Here is a 16,589-nt window from a genome sequence, read left to right on the forward strand (position 1 = left end):
AGGTGTCTCCCTCAGGCGCGGTAAATCGCGTCAATGTCGATAAGTTCAAGCTGCGGATGGGCCAGCGTAGAGGACGCTAACGATGTGGTGGTGTAAACGGCGTCAATGCCGTTGGCAAACAGGTGCTCAACGCCCTTAGAAAAGATCCCGTGGGTGACGTACAGGCTGACGCTGCGCGCGCCGGCATCGCGTAAAACCTGGGCAGAGCCAATGAAGGTGCCGCCAGCGTCGCACAGGTCGTCGACAATCAGCACATCCCGGTCTTTAACATCCCCGGCAACCAACGCGAAACCCGTCAGGTTGCCGCTGGCGACATCGCGTTTTTTGCTCAAAATGGCGTATTCAGCAACCCCTGAGGCTCTGGCGACAGCATCAATTTTCTTTAATGCTCCGGCATCAGGAGCCACCAGCATCAGCGCATTTTGCTGGAACTGGCGCTGCAAGGTCGCGCTTTGCAGCAAACAGACCTCCTGGGGAAGAGTGATGAAATTATCGATAGCCGCTGCCGCCGCGTCGCTGTGTGGATCAAGTACCTTCACCTTGTCGAACTGCAACGTATTGAGCTGACGGGCAAAAACCTTCAGCGCAAAGCTGTCGCCCGCAACCATATGTCGGTCCTGGCGCGCCCACGGCAGCCAGGGAAGTTCAAGATGGCTGACCCGTACATCGGTCTGATGGCGCACCGCGTCGACCAACTGCGCCAATAGCATAAAGTCGTTCATATCGCGCATCGCCGTGGCACGAATGCGCATCTGGTGAGCGAAGCATGGCAACGCGTCGGTGACTTTCAACCAGACGGCCCCATCAGGAAAAATACCGCTGACAATAGCGTAAGCCTGGTCATCCAGCGTTAAGGTTAATTTTACGCTCATCTCGCTTCCCCTTCAAATTGTGTCCCTTCGACACAATTAATAATGTCCCTAAGACAATTATTAAGCAAGCATAAAATAAAGTATTTTTGAACATACGCTAATCAACTGATAATCAATGGAAAAAAAACGCACCTTGCCCACCGATACCGGGCTGGTACACTTGGCAGCGTTGCACATCATCGTGAGTACCTTATGACCACCGAAGCCGACTACCTGAATCAGTACGATGCCCGCCGCTTTCCCTCCCCGCTGGTAACGGTGGATAGCGTGTTGTTTACCGTGCATCAACAGGCGCTGTGCGTGCTGCTGGTCGAACGGGCAAACCAGCCGCAGAAAGGACGTTGGGGATTACCCGGCGGCTTTATTGATATGGCACACGATGATTCCACTCGCGCCACAGCGCTGCGTAAACTCACTGAAAAAACTGGCGTTTCGCCTTCGTGGCTGGAACAGCTGGACACATTTTCCGGGCCAGATCGTGACCCGCGTGGCTGGAGCCTGACGGTCACCTGGTTTGCGCTTATCGCCTGGGTGGACTGCGAACCGCATATTGCCAGCGTCAGCGATGCCCGCTGGGTCCCGGTTGATAAGCTTGCCGACTATCCGCTGGCCTTTGACCACCAGTCGATCATTGATGCCGCCCTGAACCGGCTGCGGCAAAAAACGAAATATTCTTTACTGCCCGTTTATTGTTTGCCGGATACCTTTACCCATGGTCAGCTACAGGAAGCCACAGAGGTTATCCTCGGCCAGCCGATTCAGCGCAAAAGCCTGATCCGCCGCTTTGAGGCCTCAGATATGTTTGAAGATACCGGTGAAAGCATGGCCACCGGCACGCGGAAAGCCCGCCTGTGGCGACGTAAACCGGGTGTGGATTTTCATCTTTTCTCACGTAACCTGCTGGCTGAATAAGTACAAAATCACATATTGGCTAACCCGCAGGCTCTGTGCGCGGTATAGTTGCTGTTTTCGATGATTAATTGCTCTGGTGTTATGGTTGAAATCACTCCAACAGAAATGAATCTCCCTGCCGATGATTCGCGAGAATTCCGCCCGATGCGCGGGATCAGTAATCGCCATCTGCAGACCATGCTGCCGCGTTTAATTCGCCGTAAGGTGAAGTTCGACGCCCACTGGCAGCGTCTGGAATTACCCGACGGCGACTTTGTCGATCTGGCATGGAGTGAAGATCCGCATCAGGCGAAGCACAAACCGCGTCTGGTGGTTTTTCACGGTCTGGAAGGTAGCCTGAACAGCCCGTACGCCCACGGTCTGATTGAGGCGGCGCAAAAGCGCGGTTGGTTAGGCGTGGTGATGCATTTTCGCGGCTGCAGCGGCGAGCCGAATCGCCTGAACCGCATTTATCACTCCGGCGAGACCGAGGACGGTACCTGGTTTTTACGCTGGCTGGAGCGCGAGTTCGGCCGCGTGCCAACCGCAGCGGTCGGCTACTCGCTCGGTGGCAACATGCTGGCCTGCCTGTTGGCCAAAGAAGGGAACGCTATCCCGATTGATGCCGCGGTTATTGTCTCCGCCCCCTTTGTGCTGGAGGCCTGTAGCTATCATATGGAAAAAGGGTTCTCCCGCGTTTACCAGCGCTATCTGCTTAATCTGTTAAAAGCCAATGCCTCGCGTAAGCTCGAAGCTTATCCTGGCTCGCTGCCGGTAAGCCTGGCACAGCTGAAGTCCCTGCGCCGCATTCGTGACTTTGACGATCTGATCACCGCCAAAATCCACGGTTTTGCCGATGCGATAGACTATTATCGTCAGTGTAGCGCCATGCCACTACTCAACCTGATCGCCAAACCAACGCTGATTATTCACGCCAAGGACGATCCTTTTATGGATCACCACGTGATCCCCAAACCGGAAAATCTGCCCTCACAGGTGGAATATCAGTTAACCGAGCACGGTGGACACGTCGGGTTTATTAGCGGCACGCTGCGCCATCCTGAGATGTGGCTGGAATCCCGTATCCCCGACTGGCTGACAACGTATCTGGAGGCATAATCATGCAGATCCCCTGGCAGGACTTATCCCCTGAAGCGCTGGACAATCTGATTGAAAGCTTTGTCTTGCGCGAAGGTACCGATTATGGTGAACATGAACGTTCGCTCGAACAAAAAGTCGCCGACGTCCGACGCCAGTTACAATCTGGCGAAGCTGTACTGGTATGGTCAGAACTGCATGAAACGGTCAACATTATGCCGCGAAAACAGTTTCGCGAATAACCCGCAGCCGGCGGCTGAATATAATAAAAACTAACCTATCCATGGAGTTATTATGTCTGCCAAACATCCGGTGATTGCGGTAACAGGATCCAGCGGCGCGGGGACCACCACCACCAGCCTCGCGTTTCGTAAAATTTTCGCCCAGTTAAATCTGCGCGCCGCCGAGGTGGAAGGCGACAGTTTTCACCGCTATACCCGTCCGGAGATGGACATGGCGATCCGCAAAGCGCGCGACGCCGGGCGACACATCAGTTACTTCGGCCCCGAAGCCAACGACTTCGGCCTGCTGGAACAAACCTTCAGCGAGTACGGCCAGACCGGCAAAGGCCAGTCACGAAAATATCTGCACACCTACGATGAGGCCGTACCGTGGAATCAGGTTCCGGGAACGTTTACCCCGTGGCAGCCGCTGCCTGAACCCACAGACGTCTTATTCTATGAAGGCCTGCACGGTGGCGTGGTGACGCCGCAGCAAAACGTGGCGCGGCATGTTGATCTGCTGGTCGGCGTGGTACCGATCGTCAATCTGGAGTGGATCCAGAAGCTGACCCGCGACACCAGCGAGCGCGGTCACTCCCGCGAGGCGGTAATGGATTCGGTGGTACGTTCAATGGACGACTACATTAATTACATCACCCCGCAGTTTTCCCGTACGCATATTAACTTCCAGCGTGTACCGACCGTCGACACCTCCAATCCTTTTGCCGCCAAAAGCATTCCGTCACTGGATGAAAGCTTTGTAGTGATTCATTTTCGTAATCTGGAAGGCATCGACTTCCCGTGGCTGCTGGCGATGCTGCAGGGCTCATTCATTTCCCATATCAATACATTAGTGGTGCCGGGCGGCAAGATGGGGCTGGCGATGGAATTGATTATGCTGCCGCTGGTCCAGCGACTGATGGAAGGCAAAAAAATCGAGTGAAGCGTGGGAAGTGCCCGATGGCGTTACGCTTATCGGGCCTACAAATCAACATCATCCATCCGGCATCAGGGATTACGCGGCAATCACTTCATAGGAATGGGTAATATTCACCGCTTTTTCCAGCATCAGCGCCACGGAGCAGTATTTTTCCGCGGAGAGATCGACGGCGCGAGACACCGAAGCGTCTTTCAGATCGTTGCCGGTAACGATGAAATGCAGATTAATATGGGTAAACAGACGCGGCGCTTCTTCACGACGCTCGGAAGTGAGCTTCACTTCGCAGTTGGTCACATCCTGACGACCCTTTTGCAGGATCGACACCACATCAATGGCGCTACAGCCACCCGCAGCCATGAGTACCATTTCCATCGGGCTCGGCGCTTTATCACCGGAGTTACCGTCCATCAAGATTTGGTGGCCTGAGGCGGACTCACCGAGGAAGGTTAACCCCTCAACCCACTTTACACGCGCTTGCATATTTCGTAACTCCAATGTTTCAATTTTCCTGACAGATTACGCGTACATAACAATTCTCGCAACGGAAGGCGACCTGAGTCATGCTGAAGCGAGACACCAGGAGACACACGGCGAAAGCTATGCTAAAACAGTCAGGATGCTACAGTAATACATTGACGTACTGCATGTATGCAGAGGACATCACATTACAGGCTGCAGTTCACTTTTTAGCAGCCCCTTTCCCAGGTAGCGGGAAGCATATTTTTGCAACCCCAGAGGCAGCGTCGTGTTCTGACTCTGGAGACAGCTTATAACAGAGGATAACCGCGCATGGTGCTTGGCAAACCGCAAACAGACCCGACTCTCGAATGGTTCTTGTCTCATTGCCATATTCATAAGTACCCATCGAAGAGCACGCTGATTCACCAGGGTGAAAAAGCGGAAACGTTGTATTACATCGTTAAAGGCTCAGTGGCAGTGCTGATCAAAGATGAAGAAGGGAAAGAAATGATCCTCTCTTATCTGAATCAGGGCGATTTCATTGGTGAATTAGGCCTGTTTGAAGAAGGCCAGGAACGTAGCGCCTGGGTACGTGCCAAAACCGCATGTGAAGTTGCTGAAATTTCATACAAAAAATTTCGTCAATTAATCCAGGTTAACCCGGATATTCTGATGCGCCTGTCTTCTCAGATGGCTCGTCGCCTGCAGGTAACGTCCGAAAAAGTGGGCAACCTGGCCTTCCTGGATGTCACCGGTCGTATCGCCCAGACCCTGTTGAACCTGGCGAAACAACCTGACGCGATGACCCACCCGGACGGCATGCAGATCAAAATCACCCGTCAGGAAATTGGCCAGATCGTTGGCTGCTCCCGTGAAACCGTTGGTCGTATCCTGAAAATGCTGGAAGATCAGAACCTGATCTCCGCGCACGGTAAGACCATCGTCGTCTACGGCACGCGTTAACCTCGTCGAAATGGCGCGTTACCTGGTAATGCGCCATTTTTGTTTGCACCGATGTGGCGAAGACTGATTTATCACCCCGAGATCAACTACGCACTACGACAAACGCTGGTGCTGTGTTTACCCGTGGCTGTCGGTCTTATCATCGGTCAGCTTCATCTGGGGCTGCTGTTCTCCCTCGTCCCCGCCTGCTGCAATATTGCCGGTCTTGATACCCCGCATAAGCGATTTTTTAAACGCTTAGTTATTGGCGCGTCACTGTTTGCCGGATGCAGCCTGATCATGCAGCTATTGCTGGCAGAAAGCATTGCGCTCCCGCTGATCCTTACCGGCCTGACGCTGATTCTCGGCGTGACCGCCGAGTTAAGCCCGCTGCATGCACGACTGCTGCCCGCCTCACTGATTGCGGCAATTTTCACGCTAAGCCTGGCTGGCAACATGCCGGTCTGGGAACCGCTGCTGATCTATGCGCTGGGAACTTTGTGGTACGGCGCGTTCAACTGGTTCTGGTTCTGGCTGTGGCGTGAGCAGCCGCTGCGCGAATCGCTCAGCCTGTTATATCGCGAACTGGCCGATTACTGTGAAGCGAAATACAGCCTGCTAACCCAGCACGTCGATCCCGAAAAAGCGCTGCCCCCGCTGCTGGTTCGCCAGCAAAAAGCGGTGGATCTGATCACCCAGTGCTATCAGCAAATGCATATGCTGTCGGCGCATCACAACAACGAGTACAAACGCCTGCTACGGGCCTTTCAGGAGGCGCTGGATTTGCAGGAGCATATTTCCGTCAGCCTGCATCAACCAGAAGAGGTGCAGAAGCTGGTCGAACGCAGTCATGCAGAACAGGTGATTCGCTGGAATGCGCGCACCGTCGCCGACCGGTTACGCGTACTGGCAGATGACATTCTGTATCACCGCTTACCAACACGCTTTTCGATGGAAAAACAGATTGGCACGCTGGAGAAAATTGCCAACCAGCACCCGGAAAACCCGGTCGGGCAGTTTTGCTACTGGCACTTTAGCCGCATTGCCCGCGTGCTGCGCACCCAGCGTCCGCTGTATGCCCGAGATTTAATGGCCGACAAACAGCGCCGCCTGCCGTTACTCCCGGCCCTGAAAAACTATCTGTCGCTGAAATCTCCCGCGTTGCGTAATGCCGGGCGTATCAGCGTCATGCTGAGCATCGCCAGCCTGATGGGCAGCGCCTTACACCTGCCCAAACCTTATTGGATCCTGATGACGGTCCTGTTCGTCACGCAAAATGGCTACGGCGCCACGCGGGTACGCATTCTGCATCGTTCACTGGGCACGCTTGTCGGGCTGGTGATTGCCGGCGTCACGCTGCACTTTCATATTCCGGAAGGGTTTACGCTGGCTGCCATGCTGGTCATCACCCTCGTCAGCTATCTGATCATGCGCAAAAACTACGGCTGGGCCACCGTCGGGTTTACGGTTACGGCGGTGTATACCCTGCAGTTGCTGACGCTGAACGGAGAACAGTTTATTGTGCCGCGCTTTGTCGATACGGTGCTGGGCTGTTTGATTGCCTTTGGCGGCACGCTCTGGCTGTGGCCACAGTGGCAAAGCGGCCTGCTGCGCAAAAACGCCCACGATGCGCTGGAAGCTGACCAGGAAGCCATTCGCCTGATCCTCAGCAACGATCCACAGGCCACACCGCTGGCGTATCAGCGTATGCGGGTCAACCAGGCGCATAACACGCTGTTTAACTCACTGAACCAGGCGATGCAGGAGCCAGGTTTTAACTCACATTACCTGGCCGATATGAAACTGTGGGTCACGCACAGCCAGTTCATCGTCGAACATATTAATGCGATGACCACGCTGGCCCGGGAACACACCATGTTGACGCCGGATTTGGCGCAGCGGTATCTGCAGTCCTGTGAAATTGCGATTCAGCGTTGTCAGCAGCGGCTGGAATATGACGGGCCGGGGAGCTCCGGTGATGTGAACATTCTCGAGTCGTCGGAGATGCTGTCCCACGGTCCATTAAGTACCCTGGAGCAGCATCTGCAACGTATACTGGGGCATCTGAATACCATGCACACCATTTCGTCGGTGGCATGGCGTCAACGCCCGCACCACGGTATCTGGCTGAGCCGCCGGTTGCGGGATATGAAAGGTTAAGATCGACTGCCGGATGCGCTACGCTTATCCGGCCTACGAATCACACCTTACCCTGTAGGCCGGATAAGGCGTTTACGCCGCCATCCGGCAATCAACCCACCACCTTCGCTACCGCCTGCGCAAAGCGCTGCATCCCTTCATCGATATCCGCCTCTTCCACCACCAGCGATGGCGCAAAACGCATGACGTCCGGCCCCGCGTTCAGCACCATAACGCCTTCATGAGCAGCGGCGTAGAGGAAATCACGCGCCCGACCTTTGAACTGCGGCTTCAGCTCCGCGCCAATCAGCAGCCCCATACCGCGAATATCGCTAAAAATGTCATACTGAGCATCTATTTTCTGTAAATGCGCAACAAATGCCTGACGTTTGACCTGAACACCGTCCAGCACGTCCGGCGTGTTGATAATATCGAACGCCGTCTCTGCAACCGCACAGGCCAGCGGGTTACCGCCGTAGGTTGAACCGTGCGAACCGACATGGAACGCAGAAGCGATTTCCTGAGTGGTCAACATCGCGCTCACCGGGAAACCGCCGCCGAGGGCTTTGGCGCTGGTCAGGATATCCGGCGTCACGCCGTAGTGCATATAGGCAAACAGGTCGCCGGTACGCCCCATACCACACTGCACTTCATCAAACACCAGCAATGCCTGATGCTGATCGCACAGTTCGCGCAGGCCCTGCAGGAATTCCGGCGTGGCGGCCATAACACCCCCTTCGCCCTGAATTGGCTCGACCACCACCGCGCAGGTGTGATCGTCCATCACCGCTTTTACCGCATGCAGGTCGTTAAACGGTACATGGATAATGTCCGCCGGTTTTGGCCCAAAGCCGTCAGAATATTTTGGCTGCCCACCGACGGAAACGGTAAACAGCGAGCGGCCATGAAACGCATTATGGAAGGCGATAATTTTGGTTTTGAACGGACTATGCCGGACGCAGGCATAGTGGCGCGCCAGCTTAAAGGCGGTTTCGTTGGCTTCAGTGCCAGAGTTCATGAACAGCACGCGTTCGGCAAAGGTCGCATCAATGATTTTGCGGCCTAAGCGCAGTGCAGGCTCATTGGTGAAAACGTTACTGGTGTGCCACAGGGTTTCGCCCTGCGTTTTTAACGTTTCGACCAGGGCCGGATGGCAATGCCCTAACGCGGTAACTGCAATACCACCCGCGAAATCAACATACTCTTTACCCTGTTGATCCCAGACTCGACTTCCTTTCCCTTTGACCGGAATAAACTCTGCCGGTGCATAAATCGGCAGAATCACTTCATCGAATGTCGCGCGCGTAATTGCAGTTTGTTCAGTTGCCATGTCATTACCACCCAGTTAAGCAGAAATGCTAGTGAAATTATAATCACAAAATATGAATAAAAAGTCACTGAATAGCAACTACAAATCACCGATTGAGGAAATTAGCCAGCAGCTGATGCCCCTGCTCACTGAGGATACTCTCCGGGTGAAACTGCACGCCTTCCAAATCCCACTCGCGGTGGCGAATGCCCATAATCTCCTGCGTTTCACTCCAGGCCGTTACCTCAAAGCAGGCCGGCAGCGTCTCAGGTGCAACCACCAGAGAGTGGTAGCGCGTCACCGTTAGCGGGTTCGCCAGCCCCTGAAAAACGCCCTGCCCGGTATGCGTAATCGGGGAGGTCTTACCGTGCATGACTTTCGCCGCCCGCACGACGCTGGCACCAAACGCCTGCGCCATCGCCTGGTGGCCCAGACAGACGCCCAGCATCGGGGTTTTTCCCGCATAGTGACGGATGACATCCAGAGAAATCCCGGCATCATCCGGCGTGCAGGGACCGGGGGAAATAACGATTTTTTGCGGACTTAACGCATCAATTTGCGCCAGCGTCAGCTCGTCGTTGCGCCTGACAAGGACCTCTGCGCCCAGTTCGCAGAAATATTGATACAGGTTCCAGGTAAAAGAATCGTAGTTATCGATAAGCAGGATCATGGCGGCTCCGGTACAGAAAAACCGCGCTATTCTACCCAGTTTCTCGGGCTTCGCTTACCACTTTACGAAATATCGCCCGCAGCGCCGACAGGTCGCCCATCGCACCACTCTGGTTGGCCTGATTCCACTCTTCGACCGGGATACCCTCCCAACTGAGCATATACCCGGCATGAACCGCTAACTGTTCGAAGAAAATACGTTGGGCCAGACCGCTGCCAATACGAAATGGGTGTAGCACATTAATTTCGCAATAATAATGCGCAAGTCGGTCGATAAACTTATCCGCCGACAGCCCTACCAGCCAGGACTCGTCTTCCAGGTCCTGCATCAGCGCGTTGCCCTCTTTCTCGATATAAGCAAAGTGGCAGAAGCGGGTATCGCCCTGGTAAATATCGACCTCGCGTAGATGGCCCGCCCAGTCAAAAATATCCTGATAGAGCTGGCGATGAATAGCGCACAGATGCGGCAGACCGCGTTTTAGCGGGCCCAGCCCAATCGTCGCCGCCCGCAGCGCCGTCAATTCGTAGGCCGCCTGCGCCAGACGCTGGGCCTGATGGACCCCGAGACGATTACGCATCACGTTCAGGCCCGGATACAAATAGGGATCTCGCCCATCACCGAATTTATCGCTCATAGTGCCTCCTCAATTCTTCAAGGCGCGCCAGGGCATCTTCAGCGCTCAGCGTAACCCGTGGAATCTCCACGCCTTCCAGACGTCGACTAGCCTGGAAATTGCCGTTTCGCAGCTGCTCCCAAAGACAGGACTTTTGTTTATCGGTGAGTTTTTTCACGTGACCTCCCTGAATGAGCCAGCACTTGCCACAAGTATAAGCAGCAATTTCGGGTTACGCAGAGAAGGGAGAGAACGCGGGCAGGAACCGCCCGCGCAAAAATACGATTACGGCAGAACTTTCGCAGACAGGATAACAATCGGTTTGGACGGAACGTTCTGGTAAGGGCCGACGTCGTGAGTCGGCACTTGAGCTATCTTATCCGCGACATCCATCCCCTTCACCACTTTACCAAAAACGGCATAGCCGAAGTCACGCTGGCCGTGATCGAGGAAAGCGTTGTCCGCAATGTTGATAAAGAACTGGCTGGTCGCGCTGTCTTTGTCTGCGGTCCGCGCCATGGCAATGGTGCCACGGGTATTGCGCAGCCCGTTATCGGCTTCATTTTTGATAGGCGGGTTAGGTTTCTTCTGCTGCATCTGCTCGGTAAAACCGCCGCCCTGTACCATAAACCCAGGGATCACACGGTGAAACGTGGTGTTGTTATAGAAACCACTATTTACATAATCGACAAAGTTTTGCACTGAAACCGGGGCCTTTTGGCTGTTCAGCTCCAGCTCAATGTTACCAGCAGAGGTCGTCAGCAGTACACGTGGGTCACCTTTCGCTGCCAGTGCTGCGGGAGAGAGGGCAGAAAGAGCGAGAACAGCTGCAACAGCCGCCAGAGTCGATTTGAGCATGAGAATTCCTTTACAAGAGCAGAAATGAAGCAAGTGAATTGATTCTAAAGAGCCTTCCATGACAAGGCCATCCCTTTACTTAATTTTACGAACCTGAAACAAATGTAAATGCTTTGCAACGCGCATCAATGTGATCATGATCACATTGAAATATGTAATAGAAACAGCAGTTGCTAAAAAATATTTAAATACATCAACAAAACGCCTAAAATCCGCCCGCTCACGGCGCCTTCAATGCGCCTTACACTTCTATACAGGCCAGTCATGACTAACAGCAATCGTATCAAGCTCACATGGATCAGCTTTCTCTCCTACGCCCTGACAGGCGCGTTGGTTATTGTCACCGGGATGGTGATGGGAAACATCGCAGACTATTTCCATTTGCCCGTTTCCAGTATGAGTAACACCTTCACCTTTCTGAATGCCGGTATTCTGATCTCTATTTTTCTGAATGCGTGGTTGATGGAAATTGTCCCGTTGAAAACGCAACTACGTTTTGGCTTTATTCTGATGCTGCTGGCTGTCGCCGGACTGATGCTCACGCATAGCCTGGCGCTGTTCTCCGCCGCCATGTTTGTGCTGGGGGTCGTCAGCGGGATCACCATGTCGATTGGTACTTTCCTGGTCACCCAGATGTATGAAGGTCGCCAGCGTGGATCTCGCCTGCTGTTTACAGATTCCTTCTTCAGCATGGCGGGCATGATTTTCCCGATGGTTGCCGCGTACCTGCTGGCGCGTAGCATCGAATGGTACTGGGTCTACGCCTGTATCGGCCTGGTGTACGTCGCCATTTTCCTGCTGACCTTTGGCTGTGAGTTCCCGGCGCTGGGTAAACACGCGCAGCAACCGGAAACACCGGTGGCGAAAGAGAAGTGGGGCATCGGTGTGCTGTTTTTGTCCATCGCCGCGCTGTGCTACATCCTCGGTCAGTTGGGTTTTATCTCCTGGGTGCCGGAATACGCCAAAAGCCTCGGCATGAGCCTGAACGATGCAGGTAAGCTGGTCAGCGATTTCTGGATGTCCTACATGGTGGGTATGTGGGCGTTTAGCTTTATCCTGCGCTTCTTTGATTTGCAGCGTATCCTGACCGTGCTGGCAGGACTGGCAACCGTATTGATGTATCTCTTCATCACCGGTACGCCAGAGCACATGCCGTGGTTCATCCTGACGCTGGGCTTCTTCTCCAGCGCCATCTATACCACCATTATCACCCTCGGCTCCCAGCAGACTAAAGTGGCCTCACCGAAGCTGGTTAACTTCGTCCTGACCTGCGGCACCATTGGGACCATGTTAACCTTCGTGGTGACCGGTCCGATCGTTGCCCACAGCGGTCCTCTGGCCGCACTACAAACCGCGAATGGCCTGTATGCTGTGGTATTCGTGATGTGCTTTATCCTTGGGTTTGTTACGCGTCATCGCCAGCATAACGCACCGGCTGTGCAGTAAACCTGAATGCCGGATAGCGGCTCTGATTATCCGGCATTTATCACTCCCCTTTCTAACCCTTAGGATCCTGACCTATTCACACTAAAACCCCTTAATTTGTACGCTAATCATACAAACATGAAAAGCCTGTCAATTCCGTGACTTATAAAAACGCTGACAAATCAGTTATATACCTCTTAAGGAGTATATAAGGGCGAAATTGATTTGTATCAATAAGCGGGGTTGCTGAATCGTTAAGGTAGGCAGTAATAGAAAAGAAATCGAGGCAAAAATGAGCAAAGTCAGACTCGCTATTATCGGTAATGGTATGGTCGGCCATCGCTTTATTGAGGATCTTCTTGATAAATCCGATGCGGACAAGTTTGATATTACCGTCTTCTGTGAAGAACCCCGCAAAGCATACGACCGCGTACACCTGTCTTCTTACTTCTCTCACCACACTGCTGAAGAGCTGTCTCTGGTGCGTGAAGGCTTCTACGAGAAGCACGGCGTGAAGGTATTAGTCGGCGAACGCGCGATTACCATCAACCGCCAGGAGAAGGTGATCCACTCCAGCGCTGGTCGTACGGTTTATTACGATAAACTGATCATGGCAACCGGCTCCTACCCGTGGATCCCGCCAATTAAAGGTTCGGAAACGCAGGACTGTTTCGTTTACCGTACCATTGAAGACCTCAACGCCATTGAGTCTTGCGCTCGTCGCAGTAAACGCGGCGCCGTTGTCGGTGGTGGCCTGCTGGGTCTGGAAGCCGCAGGTGCCCTGAAAAGCTTAGGCGTTGAAACCCACGTGATTGAATTTGCCCCGATGCTGATGGCTGAACAGCTGGATCAGATGGGTGGCGAGCAGTTACGTCGCAAAATTGAAAGCATGGGCGTGCGTGTGCACACCAGCAAAAATACCAAAGAGATCGTCCAGCAAGGCACTGAAGCGCGTAAAACCATGCGCTTTGCCGACGGCAGCGAACTGGAAGTCGACTTCATTGTCTTCTCCACCGGTATTCGCCCGCGCGACAAACTGGCAACCCAGTGCGGCCTTGATGTGGCACAGCGTGGCGGTATCGTGATCAACGACGCCTGCCAGACCTCTGACCCGGATATCTACGCTATCGGCGAATGCGCCAGCTGGAACGACCGCGTTTATGGCCTGGTCGCACCGGGGTACAAAATGGCGCAGGTCGCCGTTGACCATATTCTCGGTAGCAAAAACGCGTTCGAAGGCGCAGACCTGAGCGCCAAGCTGAAACTGCTGGGCGTAGATGTCGGCGGTATCGGCGACGCACATGCGCGTACACCGGGCGCCCGTAGCTACGTTTACCTCGACGAAAGTAAAGAAGTCTACAAACGCCTGATCGTCAGCGAAGATAACAAAACGCTGCTGGGCGCGGTTCTGGTGGGTGACACCAGCGATTACGGCAACCTGCTGCAGCTGGTGCTGAACGCCATCGAACTGCCGGAAAACCCGGACTCACTGATCCTGCCAGCACACTCAGGCAGCGGTAAGCCGTCCATCGGCGTGGATAAACTGCCGGACAGCGCGCAGATTTGTTCCTGCTTCGACGTCACCAAAGGCATGCTGGTTGCCGCCATTAACAAAGGCTGCCACACCGTTGCAGCGCTGAAAGCCGAAACCAAAGCCGGTACTGGCTGCGGTGGTTGTATTCCGCTGGTTACCCAGGTGCTGAATGCCGAACTGGCGAAACAGGGCATCGAAGTCAACAACAACCTGTGCGATCACTTCCCGTACTCACGTCAGGAACTGTTCCATCTCATCCGCGTGGAAGGCATTAAAACCTTCGAGGAATTGCTGGCGAAACACGGTAAAGGTTACGGCTGCGAAGTGTGTAAACCAACCGTCGGTTCCCTGCTGGCCTCCTGCTGGAATGAATACATCCTCAAGCCGCAGCACACGCCGCTGCAGGATACCAACGACAACTTCCTGGCCAACATCCAGAAAGACGGTACCTACTCCGTTATCCCACGCTCTGCCGGTGGCGAAATTACCCCGGAAGGTCTGGTTGCCGTGGGCCGTATCGCTCGTGAGTTCAATCTGTACACCAAGATCACCGGTTCTCAGCGTATTGGTCTGTTCGGCGCGCAAAAAGATGACCTGCCGGAAATCTGGCGTCAGTTGATTGAAGCGGGCTTCGAAACCGGTCATGCGTATGCTAAAGCGCTGCGTATGGCGAAAACCTGCGTGGGTAGCACCTGGTGCCGTTATGGTGTCGGCGATAGCGTAGGCTTCGGCGTTGAGCTTGAAAACCGCTACAAGGGCATTCGTACCCCGCACAAAATGAAGTTTGGCGTCTCTGGCTGTACCCGTGAGTGCGCAGAAGCCCAAGGTAAAGACGTGGGTATCATCGCCACTGAAAAAGGCTGGAACCTGTACGTCTGTGGTAACGGCGGGATGAAACCACGCCATGCGGATCTACTGGCAGCGGATCTCGACCGTGAAACGCTGATGAAATACCTTGACCGCTTCATGATGTTCTACATCCGTACTGCGGACAAACTGACCCGTACCGCACCGTGGTTAGATAACCTGGAAGGCGGCATCGAGTATCTGAAGTCTGTCATCATTGACGACAAACTGGGCCTGAACGAGCATCTGGAAGAAGAGATGGCACGTCTGCGTGAAGCCGTCGTATGCGAGTGGACAGAAACCGTCAACACGCCGTCCGCGCAGGTTCGCTTCAAGCACTTTATTAACAGCGATAAACGCGATCCGAATGTCCAGGTTGTGCCTGAACGTGAACAACATCGCCCGGCCACGCCGTATGAGCGTATCCCGGTCACTCTGGTGGAGGAAAACGCATGAGCCAGTGGAAAAACATCTGCAAAATCGATGACATTCTGCCTGCAACAGGCGTCTGCGCCCTGTTAGGTAAAGAGCAAGTCGCGATTTTCCGTCCTTATCACAGCGACCAGGTGTTTGCGATCAGCAACATCGACCCGTTCTTCCAGTCCAGCGTACTTTCACGCGGGATTATTGCTGAGCACCAGGGCGAGCTATGGGTTGCCAGCCCGCTGAAAAAACAGCGCTTCCGCCTCAGCGACGGTCTGTGCATGGAGGACGAAAGTCATTCCGTGGCGCACTACGAAGCCCGGGTGAAAGACGGCATGGTGCAGTTGCGCGGTTAGTAAATTATTGGGAGGCGCAATGCCTCCCTTTTTAGACGTATTGGTAGGCCTTTTTAGTAGGCCTGATAAGCGTAGCGCCATCAGGCACATTGCCGGATGGCGGCATAACTGCCTTATCCGGCCTACGGTTACGATTTTATTTTACTTTTTGTTCTTCAAGGATAATCAAACACATGTTTACAGACACTATCAATAAGTGTGCGGCTAACGCTGCGCGCATTGCACGCCTGTCGGCCAACAACCCAATCGGTTTCTGGGTCAGTTCCGCCATGGCGGGCGCTTATGTCGGTCTCGGCATCATTCTTATTTTCACTCTCGGCAATCTGCTTGATCCATCCGTACGCCCTCTGGTGATGGGTGCAACCTTTGGTATTGCCTTAACGCTGGTGATTATTGCCGGTTCAGAGTTGTTTACCGGGCACACCATGTTCCTGACGCTTGGCGTCAAAGCGGGCACCATCAGCCACGGTCAGATGTGGGCCATTCTGCCGCAAACCTGGCTGGGAAATCTGCTCGGTTCCGTGTTCGTCGCCCTGCTGTACAGCTGGGGTGGCGGTAGCCTGCTGCCGGTCGATACCAGCATCGTACATAGCGTTGCCCTGGCGAAAACTACAGCCCCTGCCAGCGTACTCTTCTTTAAAGGTGCGTTGTGTAACTGGTTGGTTTGCCTGGCAATCTGGATGGCGATCCGTACTGAAGGTGCGGCGAAGTTCCTCGCCATCTGGTGGTGCCTGCTGGCGTTTATCGCTTCTGGCTATGAACACTCCGTTGCCAACATGACGCTATTTGCGCTCTCCTGGTTCGGTCATCACAGCGATGCCTATACCTTGTCCGGAATTGGCCATAACCTGCTGTGGGTGACACTCGGTAATACTTTGTCCGGTGTCGTATTCATGGGGTTGGGTTATTGGTATGCTACGCCAAAATCGGAGCGTCCCGTTCCGGCAAAAATCAACCAAACTGAGGCTGCTGCCAATAATTAAGGGGTAATGT

Annotated in this window: 16 protein-coding genes and 1 pseudogene; 10 read left to right on the top strand and 7 right to left on the bottom strand. The window is 54.1% G+C overall.

Annotation, left to right across the window (positions count from 1 at the left end):
- Nucleotides 1–11: 11 nt before the first annotated feature.
- Entirely contained in the window at nucleotides 12–872 is an 861-nt protein-coding gene (prs, locus tag FDX22_RS27875; protein WP_146718088.1) for a ribose-phosphate diphosphokinase, read from the bottom strand.
- Nucleotides 873–1,064: 192 nt separating this feature from the next.
- On the opposite strand from prs, the gene FDX22_RS27880 reads away from it, so the two are divergent.
- The 4 genes and pseudogenes from FDX22_RS27880 (at nucleotide 1,065) to FDX22_RS27895 (ending at nucleotide 4,025) form a co-directional block, all read left to right on the top strand.
- On the top strand, nucleotides 1,065–1,784 hold the full coding sequence (locus FDX22_RS27880; protein WP_146718089.1) for an NUDIX domain-containing protein: 720 nt from the start codon (nucleotides 1,065–1,067) through the stop codon (nucleotides 1,782–1,784).
- Between the two features lie 35 nt (nucleotides 1,785–1,819).
- A pseudogene (locus tag FDX22_RS27885) lies at nucleotides 1,820–2,882 on the top strand (hydrolase).
- A gap of 2 nt (nucleotides 2,883–2,884) precedes the next feature.
- Entirely contained in the window at nucleotides 2,885–3,103 is a 219-nt protein-coding gene (locus tag FDX22_RS27890) for a YheU family protein (RefSeq protein WP_096759303.1), read from the top strand.
- 52 nt (nucleotides 3,104–3,155) lie between these two features.
- Nucleotides 3,156–4,025 (top strand): phosphoribulokinase, encoded by an 870-nt coding sequence (locus tag FDX22_RS27895; RefSeq protein ID WP_096759302.1) that lies wholly within the window; start codon nucleotides 3,156–3,158, stop codon nucleotides 4,023–4,025.
- 72 nt (nucleotides 4,026–4,097) lie between these two features.
- Here the strand turns inward: FDX22_RS27895 and FDX22_RS27900 are convergent, their stop codons facing one another.
- The gene (locus tag FDX22_RS27900) at nucleotides 4,098–4,502 is read right to left on the bottom strand and encodes an OsmC family protein (protein ID WP_096759301.1); all 405 of its coding nucleotides are present in this window, start codon (nucleotides 4,500–4,502) and stop codon (nucleotides 4,098–4,100) included.
- 309 nt (nucleotides 4,503–4,811) lie between these two features.
- Here FDX22_RS27900 and crp point away from each other — a divergent pair, with 309 nt between their 5' ends.
- Together crp and FDX22_RS27910 are read left to right on the top strand one after the other, a co-directional pair.
- Nucleotides 4,812–5,444 (top strand): cAMP-activated global transcriptional regulator CRP, encoded by a 633-nt coding sequence (gene crp / locus FDX22_RS27905; protein ID WP_000242758.1) that lies wholly within the window; start codon nucleotides 4,812–4,814, stop codon nucleotides 5,442–5,444.
- Nucleotides 5,445–5,495: 51 nt separating this feature from the next.
- Nucleotides 5,496–7,583, top strand: a complete 2,088-nt coding sequence (locus FDX22_RS27910) for a YccS/YhfK family putative transporter (RefSeq protein WP_115257320.1) — start codon at nucleotides 5,496–5,498, stop codon at nucleotides 7,581–7,583.
- A 91-nt stretch (nucleotides 7,584–7,674) separates the two neighbouring features.
- On the opposite strand, the gene FDX22_RS27915 is transcribed toward FDX22_RS27910, so the two are convergent.
- The 5 genes from FDX22_RS27915 to ppiA form a co-directional block, all read right to left on the bottom strand.
- Nucleotides 7,675–8,892, bottom strand: a complete 1,218-nt coding sequence (locus FDX22_RS27915) for an aspartate aminotransferase family protein (protein WP_146718090.1) — start codon at nucleotides 8,890–8,892, stop codon at nucleotides 7,675–7,677.
- 85 nt (nucleotides 8,893–8,977) lie between these two features.
- Nucleotides 8,978–9,541 (bottom strand): aminodeoxychorismate synthase component 2, encoded by a 564-nt coding sequence (gene pabA / locus FDX22_RS27920; protein ID WP_117342455.1) that lies wholly within the window; start codon nucleotides 9,539–9,541, stop codon nucleotides 8,978–8,980.
- A 31-nt stretch (nucleotides 9,542–9,572) separates the two neighbouring features.
- Nucleotides 9,573–10,175, bottom strand: a complete 603-nt coding sequence (locus FDX22_RS27925) for a putative adenosine monophosphate-protein transferase Fic (RefSeq protein WP_117342456.1) — start codon at nucleotides 10,173–10,175, stop codon at nucleotides 9,573–9,575.
- On the bottom strand, nucleotides 10,165–10,332 hold the full coding sequence (locus FDX22_RS27930) for a YhfG family protein (RefSeq protein WP_115257317.1): 168 nt from the start codon (nucleotides 10,330–10,332) through the stop codon (nucleotides 10,165–10,167). Before FDX22_RS27930 ends, FDX22_RS27925 begins: the two co-directional genes overlap by 11 nt.
- A 107-nt stretch (nucleotides 10,333–10,439) precedes the next feature.
- Entirely contained in the window at nucleotides 10,440–11,012 is a 573-nt protein-coding gene (gene ppiA, locus FDX22_RS27935) for a peptidylprolyl isomerase A (protein WP_096759295.1), read from the bottom strand.
- Nucleotides 11,013–11,276: 264 nt separating this feature from the next.
- On the opposite strand from ppiA, the gene tsgA reads away from it, so the two are divergent.
- The 4 genes from tsgA (at nucleotide 11,277) to nirC (ending at nucleotide 16,579) form a co-directional block, all read left to right on the top strand.
- The gene (tsgA, locus tag FDX22_RS27940) at nucleotides 11,277–12,458 is read left to right on the top strand and encodes an MFS transporter TsgA (protein WP_115257316.1); all 1,182 of its coding nucleotides are present in this window, start codon (nucleotides 11,277–11,279) and stop codon (nucleotides 12,456–12,458) included.
- Between the two features lie 271 nt (nucleotides 12,459–12,729).
- Entirely contained in the window at nucleotides 12,730–15,273 is a 2,544-nt protein-coding gene (gene nirB / locus FDX22_RS27945; RefSeq protein WP_096759293.1) for an NADPH-nitrite reductase large subunit, read from the top strand.
- On the top strand, nucleotides 15,270–15,596 hold the full coding sequence (gene nirD / locus FDX22_RS27950) for a nitrite reductase small subunit NirD (protein WP_115257314.1): 327 nt from the start codon (nucleotides 15,270–15,272) through the stop codon (nucleotides 15,594–15,596). The genes nirB and nirD overlap by 4 nt, the downstream gene beginning before the upstream one ends.
- Nucleotides 15,597–15,769: 173 nt before the next feature.
- On the top strand, nucleotides 15,770–16,579 hold the full coding sequence (gene nirC / locus FDX22_RS27955; protein ID WP_115257313.1) for a nitrite transporter NirC: 810 nt from the start codon (nucleotides 15,770–15,772) through the stop codon (nucleotides 16,577–16,579).
- The last annotated feature ends 10 nt before the right edge of the window (nucleotides 16,580–16,589 follow it).

The sequence above is a fragment of the Citrobacter sp. TBCS-14 genome, assembly GCF_005280805.1.
GTDB lineage: Bacteria > Pseudomonadota > Gammaproteobacteria > Enterobacterales > Enterobacteriaceae > Citrobacter > Citrobacter gillenii.